Origin of the sequence: Pseudomonas sp. PAMC 29040 (genome assembly GCF_003994535.1) — a bacterium.
In the GTDB taxonomy this organism is placed as follows: Bacteria; Pseudomonadota; Gammaproteobacteria; order Pseudomonadales; family Pseudomonadaceae; genus Aquipseudomonas; species Aquipseudomonas paraversuta.
In genome coordinates this window covers 38,455-61,152 of the sequence record NZ_RZAA01000016.1, presented here as the reverse complement: position 1 = coordinate 61,152, position 22,698 = coordinate 38,455, and the positions used below count along the sequence as shown (strand labels likewise).

Sequence of the window (22,698 nt, the reverse complement as noted above, 5' to 3'; positions counted from 1 at the left end):
GCGCAAAGCGACACGGCCTTTTTTATAGGACGGGGGAAACCAGCCGGGCAACGCGCATGGCCAGTTGCTGGAGACGGTGGGTGGCCTTGATGTCGGCTTCGGTGATCTCCCGGGCCAGGGCGAAGTCATCGAGCAACATGTTCTCCACCTGGCTGGCGAACCCTTGGTCGACGGTGAGCAGCATGACTTCAAAATTGAGGCGGAACGAACGGTTGTCCATATTGGCACTGCCGATGGCGCTGATTTCGTTGTCTACCAACACCACTTTTTGATGCACAAAGCCGGGCTGGTAACGGAAGATCCGCACGCCTGCGCGCACTGCTTCAAAGGCATACAGACTGGAAGCCGCGTAGACAATTTTGTGGTCTGGACGTGACGGTATCAGGATGCGGACATCGACCCCGCGTAGGACTGCGAGGCGCAATGCCGAGAACACTGCTTCATCAGGTACGAAGTAGGGCGTGGTTATCCACACCCGTTGGTTGGCTGCGTGAATGGCTTCGACAAAAAACAGCGAGCAGGTTTCGTAAGGATCTGCCGGGCCGCTGGCCAGGAACTGGCAGAGCACCCCACCGTCCGGATAACTCTGCGGCAGGATCAGGGGCGGTAATTTGCGTGCGGCCCAGAACCAGTCTTCGGCAAATGATTCCTGCAGGCAGGCCACCACCGGACCGCTGACTTCGACATGGGTATCGCGCCACGGCGATAACGGCGGTTTGGCCCCCAGGTACTCGTCGCCGACGTTATGCCCGCCAACGAACCCCGTCACACCATCCACCACCACCACTTTGCGATGGTTGCGGAAGTTCACCTGGAAGCGGCTGATCCATCCGCCACGGGTAGCGAAGGCATAGGTTTGTACACCGCCAGCGCGCAGGCTTTCGCCGTAACTTTTGGGCAAGGAGTGGCTACCAATGCTGTCGTAGAGCAAATAGACAGCAACCCCTTGGGCAGCCTTTTCCAACAGCAGAGCGTGCAACTTCATGCCGATGTCGTCGTCATGGACAATAAAAAACTGAACCAGTACGACCTGTTTCGCCTCGCGTATGGCCTTGAAAATTGCCTCGAACGTGGCGGTGCCATTTATCAGCAAACGCACGCTGTTGTTCGCCAGGCAGGGCATGCGGCCCAACTTGGGCATGGCCCGCAACGAGGTATAAGCTTTGGAACTGCGGGCTGCCAGTGCTTCCTCAACCCAGGGGCGCCAGTTGAGATCGGTGATGGCTTCACGCATTTCCTGATTGGCTTCGCGTCGGGCGCGAATGTAATCGTCGAACGTACTGCGGCCAAATATCAGATAGGGAATAAGTGTGAAGTAGGGGATGAAGAATAATGACATGGCCCAGGCAATCGAGCCCTGCGCCGTTCTCACAGTCAGTACGGCATGCACTGCGGCAATCAAGCCCAGGCTGTGGATTAATAAAATCAGGTATCCGAAAACGTGTGGGCCTAGATAATCCATGCGTATCCTTGCTCCTCAATGTCCGACGTTGTAACTACTAACAGACCATGTTCTGTTATGAATGTCCCTATTTAGTTGCGCGTGCAACGCCCTTCAGTTTTTGACGTCTAATGCGGACAATTCCGTAGGAGTTTCTTGATGAATGTTCGTCTGCTTGGGTTATTTATGGCCTGTGGTTTGTCGATCCCCGTAGCTGCACAGGCCCAGATGCTGCAACCGGGTCTGTGGGAACTTACCTCCAGCAACATGCAGGTAGATGGTCAGCAACTGCCTGACTTGCAGGTAATGCTAGGCCAATTACAGAACATGCTGACCCCGGAACAAAAAGCCCAATTGGAGAATCAGGGACTGACCATGGGAGGCAAGGGGGTTCGGGTTTGTCTCACGCCCGATCAGGTTAAATCGGATGAGATTCCACTGACCGATCCCAAGTCAGGATGTAATCAGCAGATCACTGAGCGTAGTGGAAATAAATGGAAGTTCCGCTTTAGTTGCCCAAAAGCCCAGGGTGCCGGTATAGCAACTTTCGTCAGCGATCGTGAATTCACTACCCAGGTCAATGGCACCTTCAACGCGACGGGCATCCAGCAAAAAGGCAGCATGGATACCCGCGCGGTCTGGCTCGGACAGAACTGTGGAACAGTCAAACCACGGGCTGATTAAAATTCGTTTTGCAGCGCTTTATAGCCGCGCACCAGATCTACGTTGGTGCGCGCTACATCCTCTGAAAACTCCGAGGCACTGACACTGACGGGAGAAAACTGGCTCAGGTCAGTGTTGGGTCCGATACGTGTCGTTGACGGCACATAAAAATTATCCGGCAGGTCGCGGCCATCGACGACCGAGTTATGCCGGACCACGCAACCATCCCCCATCTCGCAATTGAACAGCACACTGTTGAAACCGATGAACACCCGGTCGCCAACACGGCATGGCCCGTGGACGATGGAGCGGTGGGCAATCGAAGTGTATTCACCAATGGTCACTGCCGCCCCGGACTTTGAATGTATGACTACGCCATCCTGAATATTGGAATTGGCGCCAATGCTGATGGGCTGCATACCGCCGTCCTTGTCTACTTCGTCGGCGCGGATAACGGCATATGGCCCGACGAATACGTTCTCGCCGATCACCACCTTGCCGCAGATGATGGCGGTTCTGTCGACGTATGCGGACTCTGCAATTTGCGGTAAATCGCCGGACGGATTTTTGCGGATCATCAGACTCTCCAGTTCCAGCGGCTTTCAGCGACGGCATCATGGCTGTGCAGACTTTCGGCGTGAACCACTTTCAGCATGAAGCCTTTCACCCCGGGAGCTGTCTTCAGTGCCACATTCAAGCGCCGCGCGGCATCTTCACAAAACATTAAATTCTGCCCATTGGCCAGAGCGAAGGCTTGTTCATCTGCGCGCTTCACCGCAGTTTGTACCGCAGTCCCCAGCGCTCGTTCTGCCTCATCAATGATCATTTCGATCGGCAAAGACTGTAGCTCGGAGCTCAGGTTGAGCTGCAGGCAAGCGGTGCTTCTTTGGCTATGGGGTGTTGCGACTATGCCTTGTGAACTGCCAAGCCAGGTTAATACATCGGCGTGATGCAGCGGCTGGTTGGCAAAGTCACTGACGAATTGTTGCTGAATTAACTGCCGGGCCAATGCCGCCGAGCACGGGCAGGTGGATGAATAGGTCACCTCAATTTTTAGTTCCACGTGGAACATTCCGTTTTTCAGAGATGCATCGATGCTCACCGGGTAACTCTTCCAGCCGCTTAAAGGGCTGACCAGTGCCGGCCGCTTTAGCAGCAATTGGGTGTGAATTCTCAGGTAGGCACAGATCGATAAATCATCGTGACTGTCGAGAAATCGCTGCAAAATTATTTTCAAAAGTAGAGGGTTCAGCTCCTGCGACTCTAGAACTTCTAACGCGAGATAAAGGCGCGACATGTGGATCCCGCGAGCTTCTCCATCATCCAGGCTAACGCCTGCATCGGCTGTTGCGGTGTGTCGCTGAGCGTTAATCAGCACGGGCAATGCGATCCCGCACATGCCGACCCATTCGAGGGGTAGAGATTGTCGGGCGTTTTGCGAGGCGATGTCCGGAAGGGTCAGGGCGTTCATTAGGGATTCCATCGAGTGAATGGCGAAACGTTACAAGATAACAATTCTAATGCTTTGTATTGTTATAATGTATCATTATCGGCGATCGGAAACGGTCGGCCTTAAAGCGGGCGCTTTGACCTGCTAACCCTGGTGAGGAACTCCCATGTCAAAACGTTTGCCGGTGACTGTGCTGTCCGGATTTCTCGGAGCAGGAAAAAGTACCCTACTCAATTACATTTTGCGCAATCGCGACAACTTGCGCGTGGCCGTCATCGTCAATGACATGAGCGAAATCAATATTGATGGTGGTGAGGTTCAGCGCGATGTGAGCCTCAATCGGGCCGAAGAAAAACTGGTCGAAATGAGCAATGGCTGCATCTGTTGCACCCTGCGTGAAGACCTTCTTGAAGAAGTCAGCAAGTTAGCCAAAGAGGGGCGGTTTGATTATTTATTGATCGAATCAACCGGTATTTCGGAACCCCTGCCGGTGGCAGAAACTTTCACTTTTCGCGACGATTCAGGCCAAAGCCTGGCCGATATCGCTCGCCTGGACACCATGGTCACTGTGGTCGATGGCCTGAGTTTTTTGCAGGATTACCAGGACTCGGAGAGCCTGGCATCCCGTGGAGAGACCCTGGGTGAAGACGATGAACGCTCAATAACCGATCTGCTAATAGAACAAATTGAGTTCGCAGACGTTATCTTGATCAGCAAAAGTGATCTCATCAGTAGCGCCGACCGCCTGGAATTAATCGCCATTCTTGAGCGCCTGAATGCCCAGGCCGAAATAATTCCGATGGTGATGGGTGAAGTCCCTCTGAAAAAAATCCTCAATACCGGCCGTTTTGACTTCGAGCGGGCAGCCCAGGCACCGGGCTGGTTACAAGAGTTACGCGGCGCGCATGTGCCGGAAACTGCGGAATACGGCATCGCTTCCACGGCTTATCGCGCGCGCCGGCCGTTTCACCCCGAGCGTTTTTTTAATTTTATTGATCGGCCCTGGACCAACGGCAAACTGCTGCGTTCAAAGGGCTTTTTCTGGCTGGCCAGCAAGTACCAGGAAGCAGGCAGTTGGTCCCAGGCCGGGGGCCTGATGCGCTATGGATTCGCCGGACGCTGGTGGCGTTTCGTGCCCCGCGATCAATGGCCAGAAGATGCACAAACCAGGGCTGAAATCCTGCAAAAGTGGTTGCCGGACACCGCAGACTGCCGTCAGGAGCTGGTGTTTATCGGTCAGCACATAGACTTTTTGCTGCTGACGGCGGAACTCGATGCCTGTTTGCTCTCGGATGCAGAAATGAGCTTGGGGGTCGAGGTGTGGAAGCAGCTGAACGATCCGTTTGGGCAATGGCACGAAGAGGTGGCCGGATGATGCAAACGCTCGCTCAAATTGCCCGCCCGGCGGTCGGTGACGTGCGGGGAACAAGCCCGGATGTGATGGCGAAAATTCTTCAGGATGACGTCAATATGACCATTTGGCAGCGTCAGTTGCCGGTCCAGATCACCGATTTTTCAGCTTTGTTACTTTCGCTGGATGAGCCTCTGGCGGACGCATTGGTGCTTGAAATGGCCGATGAAAAGGCCCGGCCGAACCTCAGCGGCCTTGCTTCAAGGTTCAACGATCTGGAGGGCTATGAGAGCTTTATTGCCGACATTTCCTGGCTCGTCAGTGCCTATGCCTGTTTGTTGGGCGCAAAACGCATTGGGCTGCGTCTGAGGGCTCTGGATAAAGCGATGTGCCCAAGATTTCATGTGGATCACGTGCCTGTACGACTTATTACCACTTACGCGGGGATAGGCAGCCAGTGGTTGAAGGAGGGCGTGATGGAGCGCTGTCAGCTAGGACAACCCCAGACCGAACCACTGGACTGTTGGTTAATTGAGCAAATAAATACCGGCGAGGTGGCATTGCTCAAGGGCGAAAAATGGCAGGGCAATGAGGGGGCTGGCCTGATCCATCGTTCGCCGGCATTGGCTCCGGGAGAGCGGCGGCTGATTTTGACCCTCGATTGGCTGGCCTGAGGCATATTGTTTACTTCGATCAATACAGAAGCCGGCAAAAATGTTGCACAACATTCCCACCCACCTGATTGCCGGTCCCCTGGGGGCCGGCAAAACCAGTCTGCTCCAGCACCTGATGACGCAAAAGCCTGAACACGAACGCTGGGCTGTACTGGTCAATGAGTTCGGTCAAATTGGCCTGGACGCGGCTTTAATGAGCCAGCAGGACGGTGCTGTCGCCATTGCCGAAGTGGCGGGTGGCTGCGTGTGTTGCGTCAATGGCGCGCCGTTTCAGATCGGTTTGAGCCGTCTTTTACGCAAGGCTCGTCCCGATCGATTGTTTATTGAGCCTTCCGGTCTGGGGCATCCGGCCCAAATCATCAAGCAACTCAGCGAGGCTCCGTGGCTGGGGGTTTTGGCGTTGCAGCCCTGTGTCATGGTGCTGGATGCACAAGCACTGGCCCAGGGAAAACCCCTGCCTCAAACCCAGAAAACGGCCCTGGAAATCGCCGGTTTAGTGGTCATGAATAAATCTAATAGTGTGCAAAACGAGCAACGTGAGCGAATTGCATATGACCTGCCAAAGTGCCCGATTGTATGGACCGAACATGGCCGAATCCCTTTAAATACGCTGCCTGCAGCCAATATGAATGTTATTCATGCTGTGGATAACTCGTTGATTTATAAGGATATTAATCAAATTGGCAGGGTGTTTTCCAGTCCCGATACCCCGGTTGTAATGACCCGGCTTGACCCTGAAGGGTGGAGTGCGGGGTGGTGCTGGCATCCGTCCCGGCAATTTGATCTGGGGCGGTTGCAGCAGTGGCTGGAAAGTCTGGATTGGCGTCGCGCCAAACTGGTTATCCATGGCTCTACGGGCTGGTTTTCAACAAATTCTGTGGATAACTGTGTTGCAGACTGGAAACCAAGTGAGTGGCGCAAGGATTCACGCATTGAACTCATTTTCGATCAGCCACAGGACGTGAATTCATTGCTGTACGGGCTGAAAAACTGCATCGAGTAGTCTTTTGCCCAGGCATGGTTGCCTGCTTGGGTCGATAACAGGGCGTTTCGGGCACATTTTGTGCTGGTAAAGTTGTCCTACAATCTTCGGCGCGAGCATGAATTATTCCCGGCTAAAATCCGGATCAAGCGTCTATTTCGGGGGTTCAGGGCTGGTTTTTGAAAAGTTATCCACAGGCATTTTACCTGCGATGTCTTGAAGGTAGTGGCTAACCGCAGGAGCAGTTTTCGGCAGCTCTTGCGGGCGCTTCGTCAGCCATCCGGGGTCAGTGACGGGTCTTGCTGTGGTCCTGGCGCCATTGGCTGAGTTCAATCACCTGGGCGCTGGGGATTTCGCTCGGTTCAGGTTCAGTTTTGAACGGGTAGGGCGGCAGTTCGATTTTTGCGCTATGGGCACCGAATTGCGTGATGGTCCCGGTGTGGCGTTGCTCGCCGGTTACCGTGAATTCAAAGTTATACACGCGCGCCAGGCGCTTGCGGCCGTTGGCATCGGCTACCAGACCGATTTTTTTAAGCGCGACGTTCTCATCCAGTAAATCGATATCAAGGTTTTTGCAGTGTTGTTTGACCCGCTCCAGCGCCCGTTCGCGCAGGCCGTGGTTGTGCCACAGCCAGGCAGCGCCAGTTGCCAGCAGCATCAGCACAAACATATTTCCAAGGGTCAGCATTAAGTGCGCTCCAACAGATTAGGTTCAGCTTAACTGCGTCTTCAGCCTGTCGTACAGGCTGCATTTAGCCGCATACTGCGTGGCTTGAATCCACCCGTAGTCTGGAATCCGGCATGAAACGTACACCTCATTTACTCGCCATCCAATCCCACGTGGTTTTCGGCCATGCCGGCAACAGCGCTGCTGTATTTCCCATGCAGCGCGTCGGGGTGAACGTATGGCCTTTGAACACGGTGCAGTTCTCCAATCACACCCAGTATGGTCAGTGGGCGGGGGAAGTGCTGGCTCCTGAACAAATTCCTGCACTGGTCGAGGGTATTGCCGCAATCGGTGAGTTGGGCAATTGCGATGCGGTCCTGTCCGGCTATCTGGGCAGTGCCGCGCAAGGGAGGGCGATCCTCAGTGGTGTGGCGCGCATTAAAGCGGTTAATCCGAATGCGCTGTACCTCTGCGACCCGGTAATGGGGCACCCTGAAAAGGGCTGCATCGTGCCCGAGGAAGTCAGTAGCTTCCTGCTCGAAGAAGCTGCCGCGATGGCGGATTTTTTATGTCCGAACCAGTTGGAGCTGGACAGCTTCTGCGGTCGTCATCCGCAATCACTGCTCGACTGTCTGGCGATGGCGCGCAGTTTGCTGGCACGCGGCCCGAAGGCCGTGCTGGTCAAGCACTTGTCATATCCCGGCAAGCCGGCAGAGAGCTTCGAGATGCTGCTGGTGACCGCTGAGGGTAACTGGCACTTGCGCCGCCCGTTGCTGGCCTTCCCGCGTCAGCCTGTGGGGGTTGGCGACCTGACGTCCGGATTGTTCCTGGCGCGAGTGCTGCTGGGCGACAGCCTGGTGGCTGCGTTTGAGTTCACGGCAGCGGCAGTGCATGAGGTGTTGCTCGAAACCCAGGCGTGCACCAGCTATGAGCTGCAACTGGTCAGGGCCCAGGACCGCATAGCCCATCCGCGCGTGCGGTTTGAAGCTGTGCCGATCAATCTGTAGGCACATCACAGATAATTTGTGGGAGCTGGCAAGCCAGCCCCCACAGCGTTCTGTAGCGCGTTATACCCCTTCGTGTTTCAACTCTCTGTAGCGCTGCTCCAGCTCCTGACGGATCTGGCGACGTTGCTTGCCCTGGATAAAACGGCGCCTGTCTTCGCTGTTCACCGGTTGCAAAGGCGGTACGGCCGCGGGTTTGCGGTCGTCGTCCACGGCTACCATGGTGAAGAAACAGCTGTTGGTATGGCGCACTGAGCGTTCACGGATATTTTCGGTGACCACCTTGATCCCGACTTCCATCGAGGTGTTGCCGGTGTAGTTGACCGATGCGAGGAAGGTGACCAACTCGCCGACGTGGATCGGCTCGCGAAAAATCACCTGATCCACCGACAGGGTGACTACATAACGACCCGCATAGCGGCTGGCGCACGCGTAAGCGACTTCATCGAGGTACTTGAGCAGGGTTCCGCCGTGAACATTGCCAGAAAAGTTGGCCATATCCGGGGTCATCAGGACCGTCATCGACAGTTGGGCGTTTCCGGGTTCCATAGCAGCAGGCTCGCGGTAGTGTTGCAGCAGTGAAATGGGTATCTCTGTGGATACTTGTCGATTTTTGAAACAGTAAATAACGGGACGCTACGGTTTTGGCTGCCGTCACGCTTATGTCCATCTGTTTCCATATATTGCACTGCCTTTCAGCTCGAAGTCGCAGTGTTAACCTGCAAAAACCCGTCAATCGGGAAATTCCTACATTTAAAACGGTGATTTGCACAGCTTAAGTAGCTGCGTCTGTCGTCTTGTTGCCTGGTGATAATTAAACAAGGAGCGTCAAGCCATGCATGCCATCAGTTTTATTCAGGATTTGGCAGTCATCATGCTGGTTGCAGGCGTGGTGACCATCCTTTTCCACCGCTTCAAGCAGCCCGTAGTTCTGGGGTACATCGTTGCAGGTTTTATTATCGGGCCGCACACCCCGCCATTTGGTTTGATCCACGACGAAGAGACGATCCGGATCCTGGCCGAACTGGGCGTGATTTTTTTGATGTTTTGCCTGGGGCTGGAATTTAGCCTGCGCAAACTGTTCAAGGTGGGGGCCACGGCTTTTATCGCAGCGTTTATGGAAATAACGCTGATGATCTGGATCGGTTACGAAATTGGTCGCTGGTTTGACTGGAACACCATGGACTCGCTGTTTCTGGGGGCCATTCTGGCCATTTCCTCGACCACCATCATCGTTAAGGCGCTTAACGACCTGAAGATGAAAAATGAGCGCTTCGCGCAGCTTATTTTTGGCGTACTGATCGTTGAGGATATTTTAGGTATCGGGATTATCGCGCTGCTTTCCAGTATTGCGGTCAGCGGCAGCGTCAGCCCCGAAGAGGTGTTTTCGACCGTAGGTAAACTGTCGTTGTTTATGATCGTGGCCCTGGTCATCGGGATTTTGTTGGTGCCGCGAGTGCTGGCCTATGTCGCCAGGTTTGAAAGTAATGAGATGTTGCTGATCACTGTGCTCGGGCTGTGTTTTGGCTTCTGCCTGCTGGTGGTCAAGCTGGAATACAGCATGGTACTCGGGGCCTTCCTGATCGGCGCGATCATGGCCGAATCTCGTCAGTTGCTAAAAATCGAGCGCTTGATCGAACCCGTGCGTGATTTGTTCAGCGCCATCTTTTTCGTCGCCATAGGGCTGATGCTCGACCCGGCGATTCTTTTGGAATACGCACTGCCGATCGTGGTGATTACCATCGCGGTGGTACTGGGCAAGATGCTTTCTTGCGGCTTGGGCGCGTTTATCGCAGGTAACGACGGACGGACGTCATTGCGGGTCGGGATGGGGCTGTCGCAGATTGGGGAATTCTCTTTCATCATCGCGGCGCTGGGGATGACATTGCAGGTCACCAGCAGCTTCTTGTACCCCGTAGCGGTCGCTGTGTCGGTGCTCACTACCCTGATGACGCCTTACCTGATTCGCGCCGCAGATCCACTCTCGTACAAGCTGGCGCAGGTCATGCCGAATCGCCTGTCCCGGGTTTTTGGGCTATATGGCGAATGGCTGCGCAGTATTCAGCCTCAGGGAGAGGGTGCGTTACTGGCGGCCATGATCCGGAAAATACTGCTTCAGGTGGGGGTGAATCTGGCTTTGGTCATTGCCATTTTCTTTGCTGGCGGATATTTCGCTCCGCGAATCGGGCGCTATCTACAGGGCTGGATCCTGGAGCCAAGCTGGCAAAAAGGCATGATCTGGGGGGCGGCCTTATTGCTCTCGCTGCCGTTTTTGATCGCGGCCTATCGCAAGCTTAAAGCGCTGTCGATGTTGCTGGCGGAGATGGGCGTCAAGCCTGAAATGGCCGGGCGGCACACCCAGCGCCTGCGTCGGGTGATCTCTGAAGTGATCCCGATTTTATCGTTGCTGGTGATTTTTCTGCTGTTGTCAGCACTGTCGGCGAGCATCTTGCCGACCAATGAATTGCTGATGGTGATTGCGGTAGTGGCGGCGGGGGTTGCAGCAGTATTGTGGCGCTGGTTTATCCGGATTCATACGCGCATGCAGGTGGCGCTGCTGGAAACTCTGGATAATCACAAGGAGGGGGGGCACTAGACAGTCGGTCTCTGCAGGAGCGAGCTTGCCTCGCGGTGCTGGCGACGCACTGAATTCAGTGCGGATGCCTTCGCGAGCAAGCCTGCTCCTGCAAAATAACCCGGGGCGTACAGCTATCAGCTTTCCAGCCAGACGTCCCGCGCCCAGTGCCAGACGGATTCCCACGTCTCTTCGGTAACCAGTTCTTCTTCGCCGGACCACAGCACCACGGTGCCGTCTTCCTCAACGCAGTAGTAGTCGTCACCGTCCTGACAAATCGGGATCAGGCTGCGATCTACACCGGCATCCCAAGCGGTCGCGGCTACATCAGGCAGATAGGTGTGGGACTGAGGATCGGTTACGGTGACCGGCTCCAGGCTGCCATACACCACGTCACTGACAGTCAGCAAAAACTCTCTGAATACGAACGGGATATCGATGAACAGTTGTTCTTCGATTTCCACCAATTGGTCTTCATCTGGCAGTTCCAGGGGCACTGGCACTGGCTCATTTTGTTCACGTAGTTGTTCGATGATCTCTTCCACGACCTCAATCCTCATGCTCTATGGCGCGGTTTATATGACGCGCTTTATACAGTAGCTCGTTATAAGTGCAATCGTGAAATGCAAAACCCCGGACAAGTCCGGGGTTTTGGTTACAGCGTGCAATGCCTGATGGATTAGCCGTTCTGGCGAATACCGGCAACCAGCCAAGGCTGGTTATCACCTTGCTGACGTTCCATGTTCCAGCTTTCGCTGAACGCTTCGCCCTGGTCAAAGCGCGAAGACTTCGACAGACCGCTGAAGGTCAGGGTCGCGATGGTTTTGTCAGCACGATCATCCAGGCCGTCCAGTTGAACGGTCAGGTTGTCGATGTAGGTCGACTGGAAGCCGTCACCCAGATCCGCACGCTCACGCTTGAGGAAGTCGAGCATTTGCGGGGTTACGAACTCGGCAATCTTGTCCATTTCGTTGGCATCCCAGTGCTGTTGCAGGGATTGGAAATGGTTGCGCGCAGCTTCCAGGAAGTTCTGTTCGTTGAACCAGGCCGGAGCGTTGATCACCGGACGTGCTGCAGGTGCAGCCGAGCCACCACCGAAGATCGAGGCTGCAGGCTTGGCATCGAACGCTTCGCGTTGCATTGGCGCGTGGCCTGCCGGGGCCATCATTTCAGACTGTTGCTTGCGGCGACGGGCGGCAATAAAGCGGAAGATCAGGAAGGCGATGACCGCCATGATCAGAATGTCGAAGAATTGCATGCCCTGGAAGCCGCCGCCCATGAACATGGAGGCCAGCAGGCCGCCAGCAGCGAGGCCGGCCAGAGGGCCGAGCCAGCGCGAAGCACCGCCGGCTTTGGCAGCTGCGCCCGCAGCAGCAGGGGCTGCGGCGGCTGGAGCGGCCTGACGCGTTTGATGGCTAGGGGCCGAACCAAAGCTCTTGCCGCCGCCGAAGCGTTTGGCGTTTGCGTCGAGACTCATCGTCAAACCGATGCACAGCGCCATGGCGATGCTAAGAAAACGTTTCATAAGGGGTTCCCATTTGTGGATGACACGCGCGCCATGTTGCACAGGTGAGGTATGGCTGGCTAGCGGTGAAGTGTTTCGGGCTTTTGCCTGTTTGGATGTAAGAGTTGGATTTTTTCAAAGCAGGAGGGCGGGAAATATCTTGTGGGAGTTGGCTTGCCAGCGATTACATGAACGCGGTGCATCAGGTGACCGCATTCGTTGTATCGCTGGCAATTCAGCTCCCGCAAGCGTCCAGGGCCAACCTATCTTATTCCTGAATAGCTGTAGGCCAGCTGTCAGACGGCTTCAAGTTTGGCGTAGCCCATCATCAGCCACTTGCTGCCCTCGGAGAAGTTCACCTGCACCCGCGCCTGTGCGCCTGCGCCCTCGAAGTTGAGGATGACACCTTCGCCGAACACCGCATGCTTGACCAACTGGCCGAGTTTGAATTCGGTTTCCGGGATCTCCGAACCACCGAACAGACTGCTGGCACTCTGCTTTTGACCGCCGCCGAAAGGACGACTGACACTGTTGGAAAGTCGAACTTCCTGAATCAGTCCTTTCGGCACCTCACGCACGAAACGTGAAACCTTGTTGTAGGTTTCGGCGCCGTACAGGCGACGGGTTTCGGCGTAGGTCATCACCAGGTTATGCATCGCCCGGGTGATGCCCACGTAGGCCAGACGACGTTCTTCTTCAAGGCGGCCGGGCTCCTCCAGGCTCATCTTGTGCGGGAACAGACCTTCTTCCATACCCACCAGGAAGACGTACGGGAACTCCAGGCCTTTGGCACTGTGCAGCGTCATCAGCTGGATGCCGTCTTCGTGCTCTTCGGCCTGGGTGTCGCCCGCTTCCAGCGACGCGTGCCCGAGGAAGGCGGCCAATGGCGACAGTTCTTCATCTTCGTCATTGTTTTCGAAGTTGCGTGCCGCGCTCACCAGTTCCTCAAGGTTTTCTACCCGGGCCTGGCCTTTTTCGCCTTTCTCCGCCTGGTGGTAGGCAATCAGTCCGCTTTGCTCGATGACGGTCTGGGTCATCAGATGCAGCGGCATCTCCATGACTTTTGCCGAAAGATTTTCGATCAGCTCGATAAAGCCGGTGATGGCGCCAGAAGCGCGACCGGGCAAAGCCTTGTTGGCGATGAGCTGGCGCATGGCTTCCCACATCGACACATCGCTGTGGCGTGCGTGCTCACGAATGGCCTCGACGGTTTTTTCGCCAATGCCGCGAGCCGGGACGTTAATCACCCGCTCCAGCGCCGCATCATTGCCACGGCCTTCAAGCAGGCGCATGTAGGCCATGGCGTTTTTAATTTCGGCGCGTTCGAAGAAGCGCTGACCGCCATAAATACGGTAGGGAATACGCTCGCGCAGCAACGCTTCCTCAAGCACCCGGGACTGGGCGTTGGAGCGGTACAGAATGGCGATATCGCTGTGGGAAAGACCGGTTTTCAGGGCGCTTTCGATGGTTTCGACTACATACCGTGCTTCGTCGTGCTCATTGAAGGCCGCGTACAAATTGATCGCTTCGCCTTCGCCGCCGTCGGTCCACAGTTCTTTGCCCATGCGCCCGGTGTTGTTGGCAATCAGGGCGTTGGCCGCTTTGAGGATGCCGGCACTGGAGCGATAGTTTTGTTCCAGACGAATGGTTTCGGCGTCCGGGAAGTCGGTTGAATACTGATAGATGTTTTCAATCTTGGCGCCGCGCCAGCCGTAAATCGACTGGTCGTCATCGCCCACCACCATCAAGCTGTCGCCGCCTTGGGCCAGGAGTCTGAGCCAGGCGTACTGAACGGCGTTGGTGTCCTGGAATTCGTCCACCAGAATGTGCCGAAAACGCTTCTGGTAATGCGCCAGCAGCCCCGGGTTGTCGCGCCACAGATCGAGGGCGCGCAACAGCAGCTCGGAGAAGTCGATCACACCGGCGCGCTGGCACGCGGCTTCATAGGCTTCGTAAATGTTGCGCATGGTGGCCAGGAACAAATCGCCGCTGGCCTGAATGTGTTTGGGGCGCAGGCCTTCATCTTTCTGGCCGTTGATAAACCATTGCGCCTGACGCACCGGCCAGCGCTGTTCATCGAGGCCCAGCTCGCGAATCACCCGTTTGACCAAGCGTTGCTGGTCATCGCTGTCGAGAATCTGGAAGGTCTGGCTCAGCCCGGCTTCTTGCCAGTGAGCACGCAACAGGCGGTGAGCCAGGCCGTGGAAGGTGCCTACCCACATGCCGGCCGGGTTGATACCCATCAACTGTTCGATGCGATGACGCATCTCGGCAGCGGCCTTGTTGGTGAACGTCACCGACAGTACGGAGTGGGGCGACGCGTTTTCGACCTGGATCAACCAGGCGATACGGTGCACCAGCACACGGGTTTTGCCGGAACCTGCGCCGGCCAGAACCAACTGACGCCCGACACTGGCCGTGACGGCCTGACGTTGGGCATCGTTGAGAGAATTTAATAATAGAGAGAGATCATCGCGCATCGGGCCATTCTAGGGGGAGCAGGCAAACCGGGCAAACCCCAATCCGTGTCGGGCATTGCTTTGCCGGTTGTGATGAAAAGCAGGGCCGGCAGTGAACGGAGTGTGCGGATGAATTCGTGCCGCTGTTTTCGTCTATTTGGTAGCAGGCGTTGCTTGTGTATGCTCGGGAAACTTTTTGGCTCATCCACTAATTAAGAATTTTGCCAATGATTCAGGGTTTTAGCTCGCTGGGTGGTGTTATTGGCATAGGGTCCGGTATTTTTCTGGCGCTGGTGGGTGTGCTCGGCTGGAAAATCAATCAGGACCGACACATACGTCGTCGGCATCACCAGAAGGTGTTTGAAGACCTGCAGCAAGCCAACGTCCTGAGTAAACAGCTCAATATCGAACTGGCGCGTGAAGTGGAGCAGCGGCGATTGGCCGCAACGGTGTTTGAAGCGGCCGGCGAAGGTATCGTGATTCTCGACCCGGCTTACAAAATGCTGGCGGTCAATCAGGCGTTTAGTCATATCAGTGGCTATGCGGTTGCAGAGCTGACCGGGCGCCGGGTTGATGAACTGGCCTGCAGCCGCGATGCCTGTCGTCATTTTCCAGCCATTCAGGCCTTGCTTGGCCTGCATGACAGCTGGCAAGGGGAGTTGGTTGAAACCCGCAAAAACGGCGAACTCTATCCTCAGTGGCTGCAACTCAAAGTGGTGCGCGACGGGGCCGGGAGTGTCAGTCATATCGTGGCCTTTATCAGCGACCTTTCAGCGCGCCGCATTTCTGAGGTGCGGGTGCGCCACCTGACCCATTTTGATGAGCTCACCGGTCTGGCCAATCGCCTTTTATTCAAGGAGCGTCTGGAGGAGGCCAGCCAGCGGGTGCGTCAAGGCTCGCGCAACCTGGCGCTGCTGCACATCGATCTCGACCGTTTCAAGCTGCTCAACGACAGCCTTGGGCATGAACTGGCAGACCAGGTGCTGCAGCAAGTGGCAGAGCGCCTCACCAAGGCCTTGCCCGAGGCCGACACCATTGCGCGCCTGTCGGGCGATGAGTTTGCTGTCCTGTTCGATACCTATGCAAGCCTGACCAGCCTGGCGCGGGTGGCCACCCGCTTGTTGAGCAAACTCAGCCGCCCGTTGCTGATTGATGGCCATGAACTGGTGATCAGTGCGTCGATGGGGATCAGCCTGTTGCCCGACAGCGCCCGAGACATTGCGACCCTGGTCAATCAGGCAAGCCAGGCCATGCAGCAAGCCAAGCACGTGGGCGGCGGTACTTTTCAGTTTTTTAGTCACAGTCTGCAACACAGTACCCTTGAGCGTTTTCAGCTGGAAAACCAACTGCGTAAAGCCATCGCCGAAGGCCAGCTCAACGTTTTCTATCAACCCAAGCTGTGCCTGCGTACGGGACGTCTGCATGCGGCCGAAGCGTTGGTGCGTTGGGACCATCCCCAGTTGGGCAGCGTGCCACCGAGCGACTTTATTGCCCTGGCTGAAGAGACCGGCCTGATCGGTGCCATCGGCGAGTTTGTGCTGCGCGAAGCCTGTCGTCAGGCCTGTGAGTGGCAACGTGCGGGGCTGGCTGCGATACGGGTTTCGGTCAACCTTTCGGGGCATCAGTTGCGCCAGGGCAAGCTGGTCAGCCTGGTGCGTCAGGTGCTCGAAGAAACCGGGCTGGCGCCGCACTGCCTGGAGCTCGAATTGACTGAAAGCCAGCTGCTGGACAATGTTGAACACGTCATCACGACCTTCCAGTTGCTCCATGAGTTGGGGGTGAAGCTGGCGATCGATGACTTCGGCACCGGTTATTCATCCCTCAGCTACCTCAAGCGGTTTGCCGTGGATTACGTGAAGATCGATCAAGTATTTATTCGCGGTGTCGGACGCTGCAGCGAAGACGATGCCATTACCATTGCGATTATTGCCATGGCCCACAGCCTGGAGCTCAAGGTGGTGGCTGAAGGTGTTGAAGATGAGGTGCAACTTGGGTTTCTCAGGAGCCAGGGATGCGACGAGGTTCAGGGTTACTTGATCAGTCGTCCGGTAAACGCCACGGCTTTAGGCGATTTGCTGCGCACCGGTGTCGTTGTTATGTAGTGTCAAAAAGAGCTACATGGCGGGAAGTACTGGAGCAGGACGATGTATTGGTTGGGCAGAAAGCGATTTCTTGTAGTATAACTACAAGATTGCTACATCCCCGGCGCCCGCCGCTTACAGACCGAGTCCTGCCCTTTGAACCTGCTGCAACATATCGCCCAGTCACGCCACCTGTTACGTAAATCGGAACTCAAGGTCGCCGATCACGTGCTGCTTGATCCTGCGGCTGTAATGCACAGTTCCATGGCTGATCTGGCTCACAGCGTCGGCATCAGTGAGCCCACGATCGTGCGTTTTTGCCGCGCGATTGGCTGCTCCGGGTTTCAGGACCTGAAACTCAAGCTGGCCCAAAGCCTGGCCGCAGGCGCCAGCTTTGGTCAGTTCGCGATTCATGAAGACGACTCGGTTGCCGATTACAGCCTGAAAATTTTCGACACCACACTGCACACCTTGATGGACGTGCGCGAAAAGCTCGACCCGGTAGCGTTGCAGCAAGCCGTGACGGCCATGTCCCAGGCCCAGCGGGTCGAGTTCTATGGTTTTGGTGCCTCTGGCGCTGTAGCGGCGGATGCCCAGCACAAGTTTTTCCGCCTGCTGCTGACCGCTGCTGCCTACTCTGACCCGCACATGCAGGCGATGTCGGCCGTAACCCTGAAGCCTACTGACGTGGCGATTTGCATCTCACAGTCCGGCCGCTCCAAAGACCTGCTGATCACTGCCAACCTGGTGCGCGAAAGTGGCGCCACCCTGATCACGTTGTGCCCAAGCCAAACGCCCCTGGCCGAGCTTTCGACCATCAACCTGGCGATCGATGTTCACGAAGACACCGAAATCTATACCCCGCTGACGTCGCGTATTGCCCACCTGGTGGTGATTGACGTGCTGGCGATGGGGGTTGCCATGGCCCGCGGTCCGAGCCTGGTCAACCACCTCAAAAGCGTTAAACGCAGCCTTCGCAGTCTGCGCCTGTCACCCAAGTCGCTGAAAAGCCACGACGATTAAGCGCCGTACAATCACTGCAGGAGCGAGCTTTTGATCTTTAAAAGATCGCGAGGCAAGCTCGCTCCTGCAGATAAGGCACTTTGTCAGCCTTCATTTTCCTGTCATCCCCCTTTCGCCAAGTCGTCATAAACAAAGTCCATCGTGAAACTCCCGTACACGCCTTGGGAGACTCGAAATGGCCCAGCCTTACGAAGAACGCAACAGCGCCGTCAAAACCCGTCGTCAGCAAGAAGACCAGCGGCGCATGGCCTTCCGTCGTGCGATTGAAGACCGTACGAATCAGCGTCAGTTGAGTATGGAAACTGCCGATTATCCCGACCTCAACTCGCTTAACTACTGGCAGGCTATTTCGGCAAGTGACCGTCGAAACGCTCAACCAGTGCGCTGATTTGCAGGCGTTCACTGCGAATAAAGTCCAGAAAAGCATGGGCCACCGGTGACAGGCGCTTGGCTTTGGCCTGCACCACGCACCAGCTGCGATACAGCGGCAACTCCTCGACCGGCAGCTCGCGCAGCAGTCCGGTCGCCAGCTCCAGGCTGACGGCGTGGCGCGTCAACAGCGCCACTCCCAGCCCGGCCACTGCGCATTCACGCTGGGATTCGTTCGATGCCACTTCCAGTGTGTGATTGAAGTGCACGCGCTTTTCCTTGAAATATTCTTCGCAGGCCATGCGCGTGCCCGATCCCTGCTCGCGCATCAGCAGGGTGTAAGGCTCCAGATCCTGTAAACGTAACGGGCCCAGAGCGCACAGCGGGTGGTCCGCCGGGACCACGGCAACAATCGGGTTATTCAAAAACGGCAAAAATTCCAGGCCCATGTCTTGCGGCACCATCGACATGATCACCAGGTCGTCGCGGTTGTCCGACAGCCTGCGCACAGCCTGTGCGCGATTGACCACGGTGAGCTGCAAATTGACTTCCGGATGCTGGCGCTTGAATGCGGCAAACAGGTGCGGGACGAAATACTTGGCGCTCGATTCGACCGCCAGTTTCAGCTGCCCCTGCAGTGACCCCAGCATGTCGGAAAGCTGCATATCGAGATTTTCCAGGCGCCCGAAAATATCTCGACTGGCCAGCTGAAGCGCTTCAGCGGCCTCGGTCATGTACAGCTTTTTACCGACGTAATCGAATAAAGGCTGCCCGATCAGCTCTTCCAGCTGCCGAATTTGCAGACTGACGGCGGGTTGAGTGAGAGACATTTCTTCAGCTGCACGGCTGTAAGAGCGCAGATCGCAGACTTCGTTAAAAACTTGAAGCTGCCTAAAAGTGATACGCATCAATGACTTACGCATTTTTTGTAAGTTATCCGGCTGAGCAAGTCATTCAACTATAAGTCTTTGCTTATGCATCACCCAAGAAATATTGATTTTTGTTTATCTCTGCGTGGGTCTAGTGTGAGCCCACAACGGTTCAGACACATTTGGACACGTGCCGACCTGGTCTAGCAGGTCGTTTGTTCCATAGGCTTTAGGAAAACTCCAAGTGATAAAAAAGATCCTGATCGCCAACCGCGGAGAAATTGCCGTCCGCATCGTGCGTGCCTGCGCCGAGATGGGTATCCGCTCTGTTGCGGTCTATTCCGAAGCTGACCGGCATGCCTTGCACGTCAAGCGCGCCGATGAAGCGCACAGCATTGGCGAAGACCCGCTGGCCGGCTATCTCAACCCGCGCAAGCTGGTGAACCTGGCCGTTGAAACCGGTTGTGATGCCTTGCATCCCGGTTACGGTTTTCTGTCAGAAAATGCCGAACTGGCTGACATTTGCGCCGAGCGCGGAATCAAGTTCATTGGTCCGTCCGCTGAAGTCATTCGCCGCATGGGCGACAAGACCGAAGCGCGCCGCAGCATGATCAAGGCCGGTGTGCCGGTTACTCCGGGCACTGAAGGCAACGTTGCCGATATTCACGAGGCACTGATCGAAGGCGAGCGCATCGGTTACCCGGTGATGCTTAAAGCCACATCGGGTGGCGGCGGTCGCGGGATTCGTCGTTGCAACAGCCGCGAAGAGCTTGAACAGGCATTCCCCCGGGTTATCTCCGAAGCCACCAAAGCCTTTGGCTCGGCTGAAGTGTTTCTCGAAAAATGCATCGTTAACCCCAAGCACATCGAGGCGCAGATTCTCGGCGACAGTTTCGGCAACGTGGTGCATCTGTTCGAGCGTGATTGCTCGATCCAGCGCCGCAACCAGAAGCTGATCGAAATCGCCCCAAGCCCGCAGTTGACCCCGGAGCAGCGCGCCTACATCGGCGACCTGTCCGTGCGCGCAGCCAAGGCGGTGGGTTACGAGAACGCCGGTACCGTGGAGTTCCTGCTCGCCGAGGGCGAGGTGTACTTCATGGAGATGAATACCCGGGTGCAGGTCGAACACACCATCACCGAAGAAATCACCGGCATCGACATTGTTCGCGAACAAATTCGCATCGCCTCCGGCCTGGCCCTGTCGATCAAGCAGGAAGACATTCATCACCGCGGCTTTGCCCTGCAATTCCGGATCAATGCCGAAGACCCGAAAAACAATTTCCTGCCCAGCTTCGGCAAGATCACCCGTTACTACGCGCCCGGCGGGCCTGGCGTGCGTACTGACACGGCGATCTATACCGGTTACACCATTCCCCCGTATTACGACTCCATGTGTCTAAAACTGGTGGTGTGGGCGCTGACCTGGGAAGAAGCGATGGACCGTGGTTTGCGCGCCCTCGACGATATGCGTCTGCAGGGGGTCAAAACCACCGCCGCCTATTACCAGGAAATTCTGCGTAACCCGGAATTCCGTAGTGGCCAGTTCAATACCAGCTTCGTAGAAAGCCACCCTGAACTGACCAACTATTCGATCAAGCGCAAACCCGAAGAGCTGGCCCTGGCCATCGCCGCCGCCATTGCCGCCCACGCAGGCCTGTGAGGAATATTTTCATGTCCAATAAGATCTTTGTAACTGACACCATCCTGCGTGATGCTCACCAGTCGCTGCTGGCCACCCGCATGCGCACTGAAGATATGCTGCCGATTTGCGACAAGCTCGACAAAGTCGGCTACTGGTCGCTGGAAGTCTGGGGCGGCGCCACCTTTGATGCCTGCGTACGCTTCCTTAAAGAAGACCCGTGGGAGCGTCTGCGCCAGTTGCGCGCAGCCTTGCCTAACACGCGCCTGCAAATGCTGTTGCGTGGCCAGAACCTGCTCGGCTACCGCCACTACAGCGATGATGTGGTCAAAGCCTTCGTTGCCAAGGCGGCGGTTAACGGCATCGACGTATTCCGTATCTTTGACGCCATGAATGACGTGCGCAACCTGCGCGTCGCCATCGAGGCGGTCAAGGCGGCTGGCAAGCATGCCCAGGGCACCATCGCCTACACCACCAGCCCGGTGCACACCACCGAGGCCTTTGTGGCCCAGGCCAAACAGATGGAAGCCATGGGTTGCGACTCGGTGGCGATCAAGGACATGGCCGGCCTGCTGACGCCGTACGCCACGGGCGAGCTGGTCAAAGCGCTGAAGGCTGAAATCGGCCTGCCGATCTTTATCCACTCCCATGACACTGCCGGTCTGGCCGCCATGTGCCAGCTCAAGGCCATCGAAAACGGTGCCAGTCATATCGACACCGCGATCTCCAGCTTCGCATGGGGCACCAGCCACCCGGGCACCGAGTCGATGGTTGCCGCCCTTAAAGGCAGCGAATACGACACTGGCCTCGACCTGGCGCTGCTGCAGGAAATCGGTCTGTACTTCTACGCCGTGCGCAAAAAATACCACCAGTTTGAAAGCGAATTCACCGCGGTCGACACCCGGGTTCAGGTCAATCAGGTGCCGGGCGGGATGATCTCCAACCTCGCCAACCAGCTCAAAGAGCAGGGCGCGCTGAACCGCATGAGCGAAGTGCTGGCCGAAATCCCGCGTGTGCGTGAAGACCTGGGCTTCCCGCCGCTGGTCACCCCTACCTCGCAGATCGTCGGCACCCAGGCGTTTTTCAACGTACTGGCCGGCGAGCGCTACAAAACCATCACCAACGAAGTGAAGCTCTACCTGCAGGGCGGCTACGGCAAAGCGCCGGGCGTGGTCAACGAGCAGTTGCGTCGTCAGGCCATCGGCAACGAAGAGCTGATCGACGTGCGTCCAGCGGACCTGCTCAAGCCGGAAATGGTCAAGTTGCGTGGCGAAATCGGCGCGCTGGCCAAGTCCGAAGAGGACGTGCTGACCTACGCCATGTTCCCGGATATCGGTCGCAAGTTCCTCGAGGAGCGTGCTGCTGGCACCCTGGCGCCGGAAGTGCTGCTGCCTATTCCTGAAGCGGGCGGCGTGAGCAGCGCCGGTGGCGAAGGCGTACCGACCGAGTTCGTGATCGACGTCCACGGTGAAAGCTATCGCGTCGACATCACCGGTGTGGGCGTCAAGGCTGAGGGCAAGCGCCACTTCTACCTGTCCATCGACGGCATGCCCGAAGAAGTGGTGTTCGAGCCGCTCAACCAGTTCGTCGGCGGTGCATCCAGCAAACGCAAGCAGGCCAGCGAGCCGGGGCACGTCAGCACTGCCATGCCGGGCAACATTGTCGATGTACTGGTCAAGGTGGGCGACACCGTCAAGGCTGGCCAATCGGTACTGATTACCGAAGCGATGAAAATGGAGACCGAAGTACAGGCCGCCATCGCTGGCAAGATCCTCCTCATCCATGTGATCAAAGGCGATCGCGTCAACCCGGGCGAAATCCTGATCGAAATCGAAGCCTGATACCGCCTTTGATCCAAACGCTTTAAACCTCGGGGGAGCATGTGCTCCCCTTTTTTTTGCCTGCAATTTGAGGTGCGTACAGACCTGCAGGAACGAGATTGCTCGC

The 22,698-nt window shown here is 56.4% G+C and carries 20 protein-coding genes; 11 read left to right on the top strand and 9 right to left on the bottom strand.

All coding sequences use genetic code 11. The features are described from left to right. Nucleotides 1-22: 22 nt before the first annotated feature. Nucleotides 23-1,462: a cardiolipin synthase gene (gene cls, locus WG29040_RS23005; RefSeq protein WP_127196936.1), complete on the bottom strand. Its 1,440-nt coding sequence runs from the start codon at nt 1,460-1,462 to the stop codon at nt 23-25. 138 nt (nt 1,463-1,600) lie between these two features. Here cls and WG29040_RS23000 point away from each other — a divergent pair, with 138 nt between their 5' ends. Then, nucleotides 1,601-2,125, top strand: coding sequence for a DUF3617 domain-containing protein (locus WG29040_RS23000; RefSeq protein WP_003438065.1), 525 nt, complete (start codon nt 1,601-1,603; stop codon nt 2,123-2,125). On the opposite strand, the gene WG29040_RS22995 is transcribed toward WG29040_RS23000, so the two are convergent. Together WG29040_RS22995 and folE2 are read right to left on the bottom strand one after the other, a co-directional pair. Continuing rightward, entirely contained in the window at nt 2,122-2,682 is a 561-nt protein-coding gene (locus WG29040_RS22995) for a DapH/DapD/GlmU-related protein (RefSeq protein WP_127196935.1), read from the bottom strand. The genes WG29040_RS23000 and WG29040_RS22995 overlap by 4 nt on opposite strands. Next, entirely contained in the window at nt 2,682-3,575 is an 894-nt protein-coding gene (gene folE2 / locus WG29040_RS22990) for a GTP cyclohydrolase FolE2 (protein ID WP_010657061.1), read from the bottom strand. Before folE2 ends, WG29040_RS22995 begins: the two co-directional genes overlap by 1 nt. 145 nt (nt 3,576-3,720) lie before the next feature. Here folE2 and zigA point away from each other — a divergent pair, with 145 nt between their 5' ends. From zigA to WG29040_RS22975, 3 genes are read left to right on the top strand one after another with little or no spacing between them, the layout of a single operon-like run. Continuing rightward, nucleotides 3,721-4,929 carry a zinc metallochaperone GTPase ZigA gene (zigA, locus tag WG29040_RS22985; protein ID WP_127196934.1) on the top strand — a complete coding sequence of 403 codons (1,209 nt, stop codon included), beginning with the start codon at nt 3,721-3,723 and terminating at the stop codon, nt 4,927-4,929. Next, nucleotides 4,926-5,579: a DUF1826 domain-containing protein gene (locus WG29040_RS22980; RefSeq protein WP_127196933.1), complete on the top strand. Its 654-nt coding sequence runs from the start codon at nt 4,926-4,928 to the stop codon at nt 5,577-5,579. Before zigA ends, WG29040_RS22980 begins: the two co-directional genes overlap by 4 nt. 40 nt (nt 5,580-5,619) lie before the next feature. Further along, entirely contained in the window at nt 5,620-6,582 is a 963-nt protein-coding gene (locus tag WG29040_RS22975) for a GTP-binding protein (RefSeq protein WP_010657062.1), read from the top strand. Between the two features lie 265 nt (nt 6,583-6,847). Here WG29040_RS22975 and WG29040_RS22970 read toward each other — a convergent pair whose 3' ends face one another. After that, the gene (locus tag WG29040_RS22970; protein WP_003438076.1) at nt 6,848-7,249 is read right to left on the bottom strand and encodes a DUF3301 domain-containing protein; all 402 of its coding nucleotides are present in this window, start codon (nt 7,247-7,249) and stop codon (nt 6,848-6,850) included. Between the two features lie 113 nt (nt 7,250-7,362). Here WG29040_RS22970 and pdxY point away from each other — a divergent pair, with 113 nt between their 5' ends. Continuing rightward, entirely contained in the window at nt 7,363-8,235 is an 873-nt protein-coding gene (pdxY, locus tag WG29040_RS22965; protein ID WP_127196932.1) for a pyridoxal kinase PdxY, read from the top strand. 60 nt (nt 8,236-8,295) lie between these two features. Here pdxY and WG29040_RS22960 read toward each other — a convergent pair whose 3' ends face one another. Further along, nucleotides 8,296-8,781 (bottom strand): acyl-CoA thioesterase, encoded by a 486-nt coding sequence (locus WG29040_RS22960; protein ID WP_003438079.1) that lies wholly within the window; start codon nt 8,779-8,781, stop codon nt 8,296-8,298. A 286-nt stretch (nt 8,782-9,067) separates the two neighbouring features. On the opposite strand from WG29040_RS22960, the gene WG29040_RS22955 reads away from it, so the two are divergent. Beyond that, the gene (locus WG29040_RS22955) at nt 9,068-10,828 is read left to right on the top strand and encodes a cation:proton antiporter (protein ID WP_127196931.1); all 1,761 of its coding nucleotides are present in this window, start codon (nt 9,068-9,070) and stop codon (nt 10,826-10,828) included. Nucleotides 10,829-10,944: 116 nt separating this feature from the next. Here the strand turns inward: WG29040_RS22955 and WG29040_RS22950 are convergent, their stop codons facing one another. From WG29040_RS22950 to uvrD, 3 genes are all read right to left on the bottom strand, one after another. Continuing rightward, nucleotides 10,945-11,352 (bottom strand): SMI1/KNR4 family protein, encoded by a 408-nt coding sequence (locus WG29040_RS22950; protein WP_003438083.1) that lies wholly within the window; start codon nt 11,350-11,352, stop codon nt 10,945-10,947. Between the two features lie 134 nt (nt 11,353-11,486). Continuing rightward, nucleotides 11,487-12,332 (bottom strand): Tim44 domain-containing protein, encoded by an 846-nt coding sequence (locus tag WG29040_RS22945; protein WP_127196930.1) that lies wholly within the window; start codon nt 12,330-12,332, stop codon nt 11,487-11,489. Between the two features lie 275 nt (nt 12,333-12,607). Beyond that, complete coding sequence (gene uvrD, locus WG29040_RS22940) at nt 12,608-14,791, bottom strand: DNA helicase II (RefSeq protein WP_003438087.1); 2,184 nt, start codon at nt 14,789-14,791, stop codon at nt 12,608-12,610. Between the two features lie 206 nt (nt 14,792-14,997). On the opposite strand from uvrD, the gene WG29040_RS22935 reads away from it, so the two are divergent. The 3 genes from WG29040_RS22935 to WG29040_RS22925 all read left to right on the top strand — a co-directional run bounded on the left by WG29040_RS22935 (nt 14,998) and on the right by WG29040_RS22925 (nt 18,262). Then, entirely contained in the window at nt 14,998-16,872 is a 1,875-nt protein-coding gene (locus WG29040_RS22935; RefSeq protein ID WP_003438089.1) for a bifunctional diguanylate cyclase/phosphodiesterase, read from the top strand. A gap of 135 nt (nt 16,873-17,007) precedes the next feature. Beyond that, complete coding sequence (gene hexR / locus WG29040_RS22930; protein WP_003438091.1) at nt 17,008-17,874, top strand: transcriptional regulator HexR; 867 nt, start codon at nt 17,008-17,010, stop codon at nt 17,872-17,874. A 175-nt stretch (nt 17,875-18,049) separates the two neighbouring features. Further along, entirely contained in the window at nt 18,050-18,262 is a 213-nt protein-coding gene (locus tag WG29040_RS22925) for a PA3496 family putative envelope integrity protein (protein WP_003438094.1), read from the top strand. On the opposite strand, the gene WG29040_RS22920 is transcribed toward WG29040_RS22925, so the two are convergent. Next, nucleotides 18,219-19,166 (bottom strand): LysR family transcriptional regulator, encoded by a 948-nt coding sequence (locus tag WG29040_RS22920; protein ID WP_003438097.1) that lies wholly within the window; start codon nt 19,164-19,166, stop codon nt 18,219-18,221. The genes WG29040_RS22925 and WG29040_RS22920 overlap by 44 nt on opposite strands. A gap of 190 nt (nt 19,167-19,356) precedes the next feature. On the opposite strand from WG29040_RS22920, the gene WG29040_RS22915 reads away from it, so the two are divergent. Continuing rightward, nucleotides 19,357-20,772 (top strand): acetyl-CoA carboxylase biotin carboxylase subunit, encoded by a 1,416-nt coding sequence (locus tag WG29040_RS22915; protein WP_003438098.1) that lies wholly within the window; start codon nt 19,357-19,359, stop codon nt 20,770-20,772. Between the two features lie 11 nt (nt 20,773-20,783). Continuing rightward, nucleotides 20,784-22,592, top strand: coding sequence for a sodium-extruding oxaloacetate decarboxylase subunit alpha (gene oadA, locus WG29040_RS22910; protein ID WP_003438100.1), 1,809 nt, complete (start codon nt 20,784-20,786; stop codon nt 22,590-22,592). Nucleotides 22,593-22,698: the final 106 nt, after the last annotated feature.

Bases quoted from the DNA above. Each gene is read 5' to 3' on its own strand.
- pdxY (WP_127196932.1), top strand. From the start codon at position 7,363: ATGAAACGTACACCTCATTTACTCGCCATCCAATCCCACGTGGTTTTC.
- uvrD (WP_003438087.1), bottom strand. From the start codon at position 14,791: ATGCGCGATGATCTCTCTCTATTATTAAATTCTCTCAACGATGCCCAA.
- cls (WP_127196936.1), bottom strand. From the start codon at position 1,462: ATGGATTATCTAGGCCCACACGTTTTCGGATACCTGATTTTATTAATC.
- WG29040_RS22920 (WP_003438097.1), bottom strand. From the start codon at position 19,166: ATGCGTAAGTCATTGATGCGTATCACTTTTAGGCAGCTTCAAGTTTTT.
- WG29040_RS23000 (WP_003438065.1), top strand. From the start codon at position 1,601: ATGAATGTTCGTCTGCTTGGGTTATTTATGGCCTGTGGTTTGTCGATC.
- WG29040_RS22945 (WP_127196930.1), bottom strand. From the start codon at position 12,332: ATGAAACGTTTTCTTAGCATCGCCATGGCGCTGTGCATCGGTTTGACG.
- WG29040_RS22970 (WP_003438076.1), bottom strand. From the start codon at position 7,249: ATGCTGACCCTTGGAAATATGTTTGTGCTGATGCTGCTGGCAACTGGC.
- WG29040_RS22995 (WP_127196935.1), bottom strand. From the start codon at position 2,682: ATGATCCGCAAAAATCCGTCCGGCGATTTACCGCAAATTGCAGAGTCC.
- zigA (WP_127196934.1), top strand. From the start codon at position 3,721: ATGTCAAAACGTTTGCCGGTGACTGTGCTGTCCGGATTTCTCGGAGCA.
- WG29040_RS22935 (WP_003438089.1), top strand. From the start codon at position 14,998: ATGATTCAGGGTTTTAGCTCGCTGGGTGGTGTTATTGGCATAGGGTCC.
- WG29040_RS22960 (WP_003438079.1), bottom strand. From the start codon at position 8,781: ATGGAACCCGGAAACGCCCAACTGTCGATGACGGTCCTGATGACCCCG.
- WG29040_RS22980 (WP_127196933.1), top strand. From the start codon at position 4,926: ATGATGCAAACGCTCGCTCAAATTGCCCGCCCGGCGGTCGGTGACGTG.
- WG29040_RS22955 (WP_127196931.1), top strand. From the start codon at position 9,068: ATGCATGCCATCAGTTTTATTCAGGATTTGGCAGTCATCATGCTGGTT.
- oadA (WP_003438100.1), top strand. From the start codon at position 20,784: ATGTCCAATAAGATCTTTGTAACTGACACCATCCTGCGTGATGCTCAC.
- folE2 (WP_010657061.1), bottom strand. From the start codon at position 3,575: ATGAACGCCCTGACCCTTCCGGACATCGCCTCGCAAAACGCCCGACAA.
- WG29040_RS22975 (WP_010657062.1), top strand. From the start codon at position 5,620: ATGTTGCACAACATTCCCACCCACCTGATTGCCGGTCCCCTGGGGGCC.
- WG29040_RS22925 (WP_003438094.1), top strand. From the start codon at position 18,050: ATGGCCCAGCCTTACGAAGAACGCAACAGCGCCGTCAAAACCCGTCGT.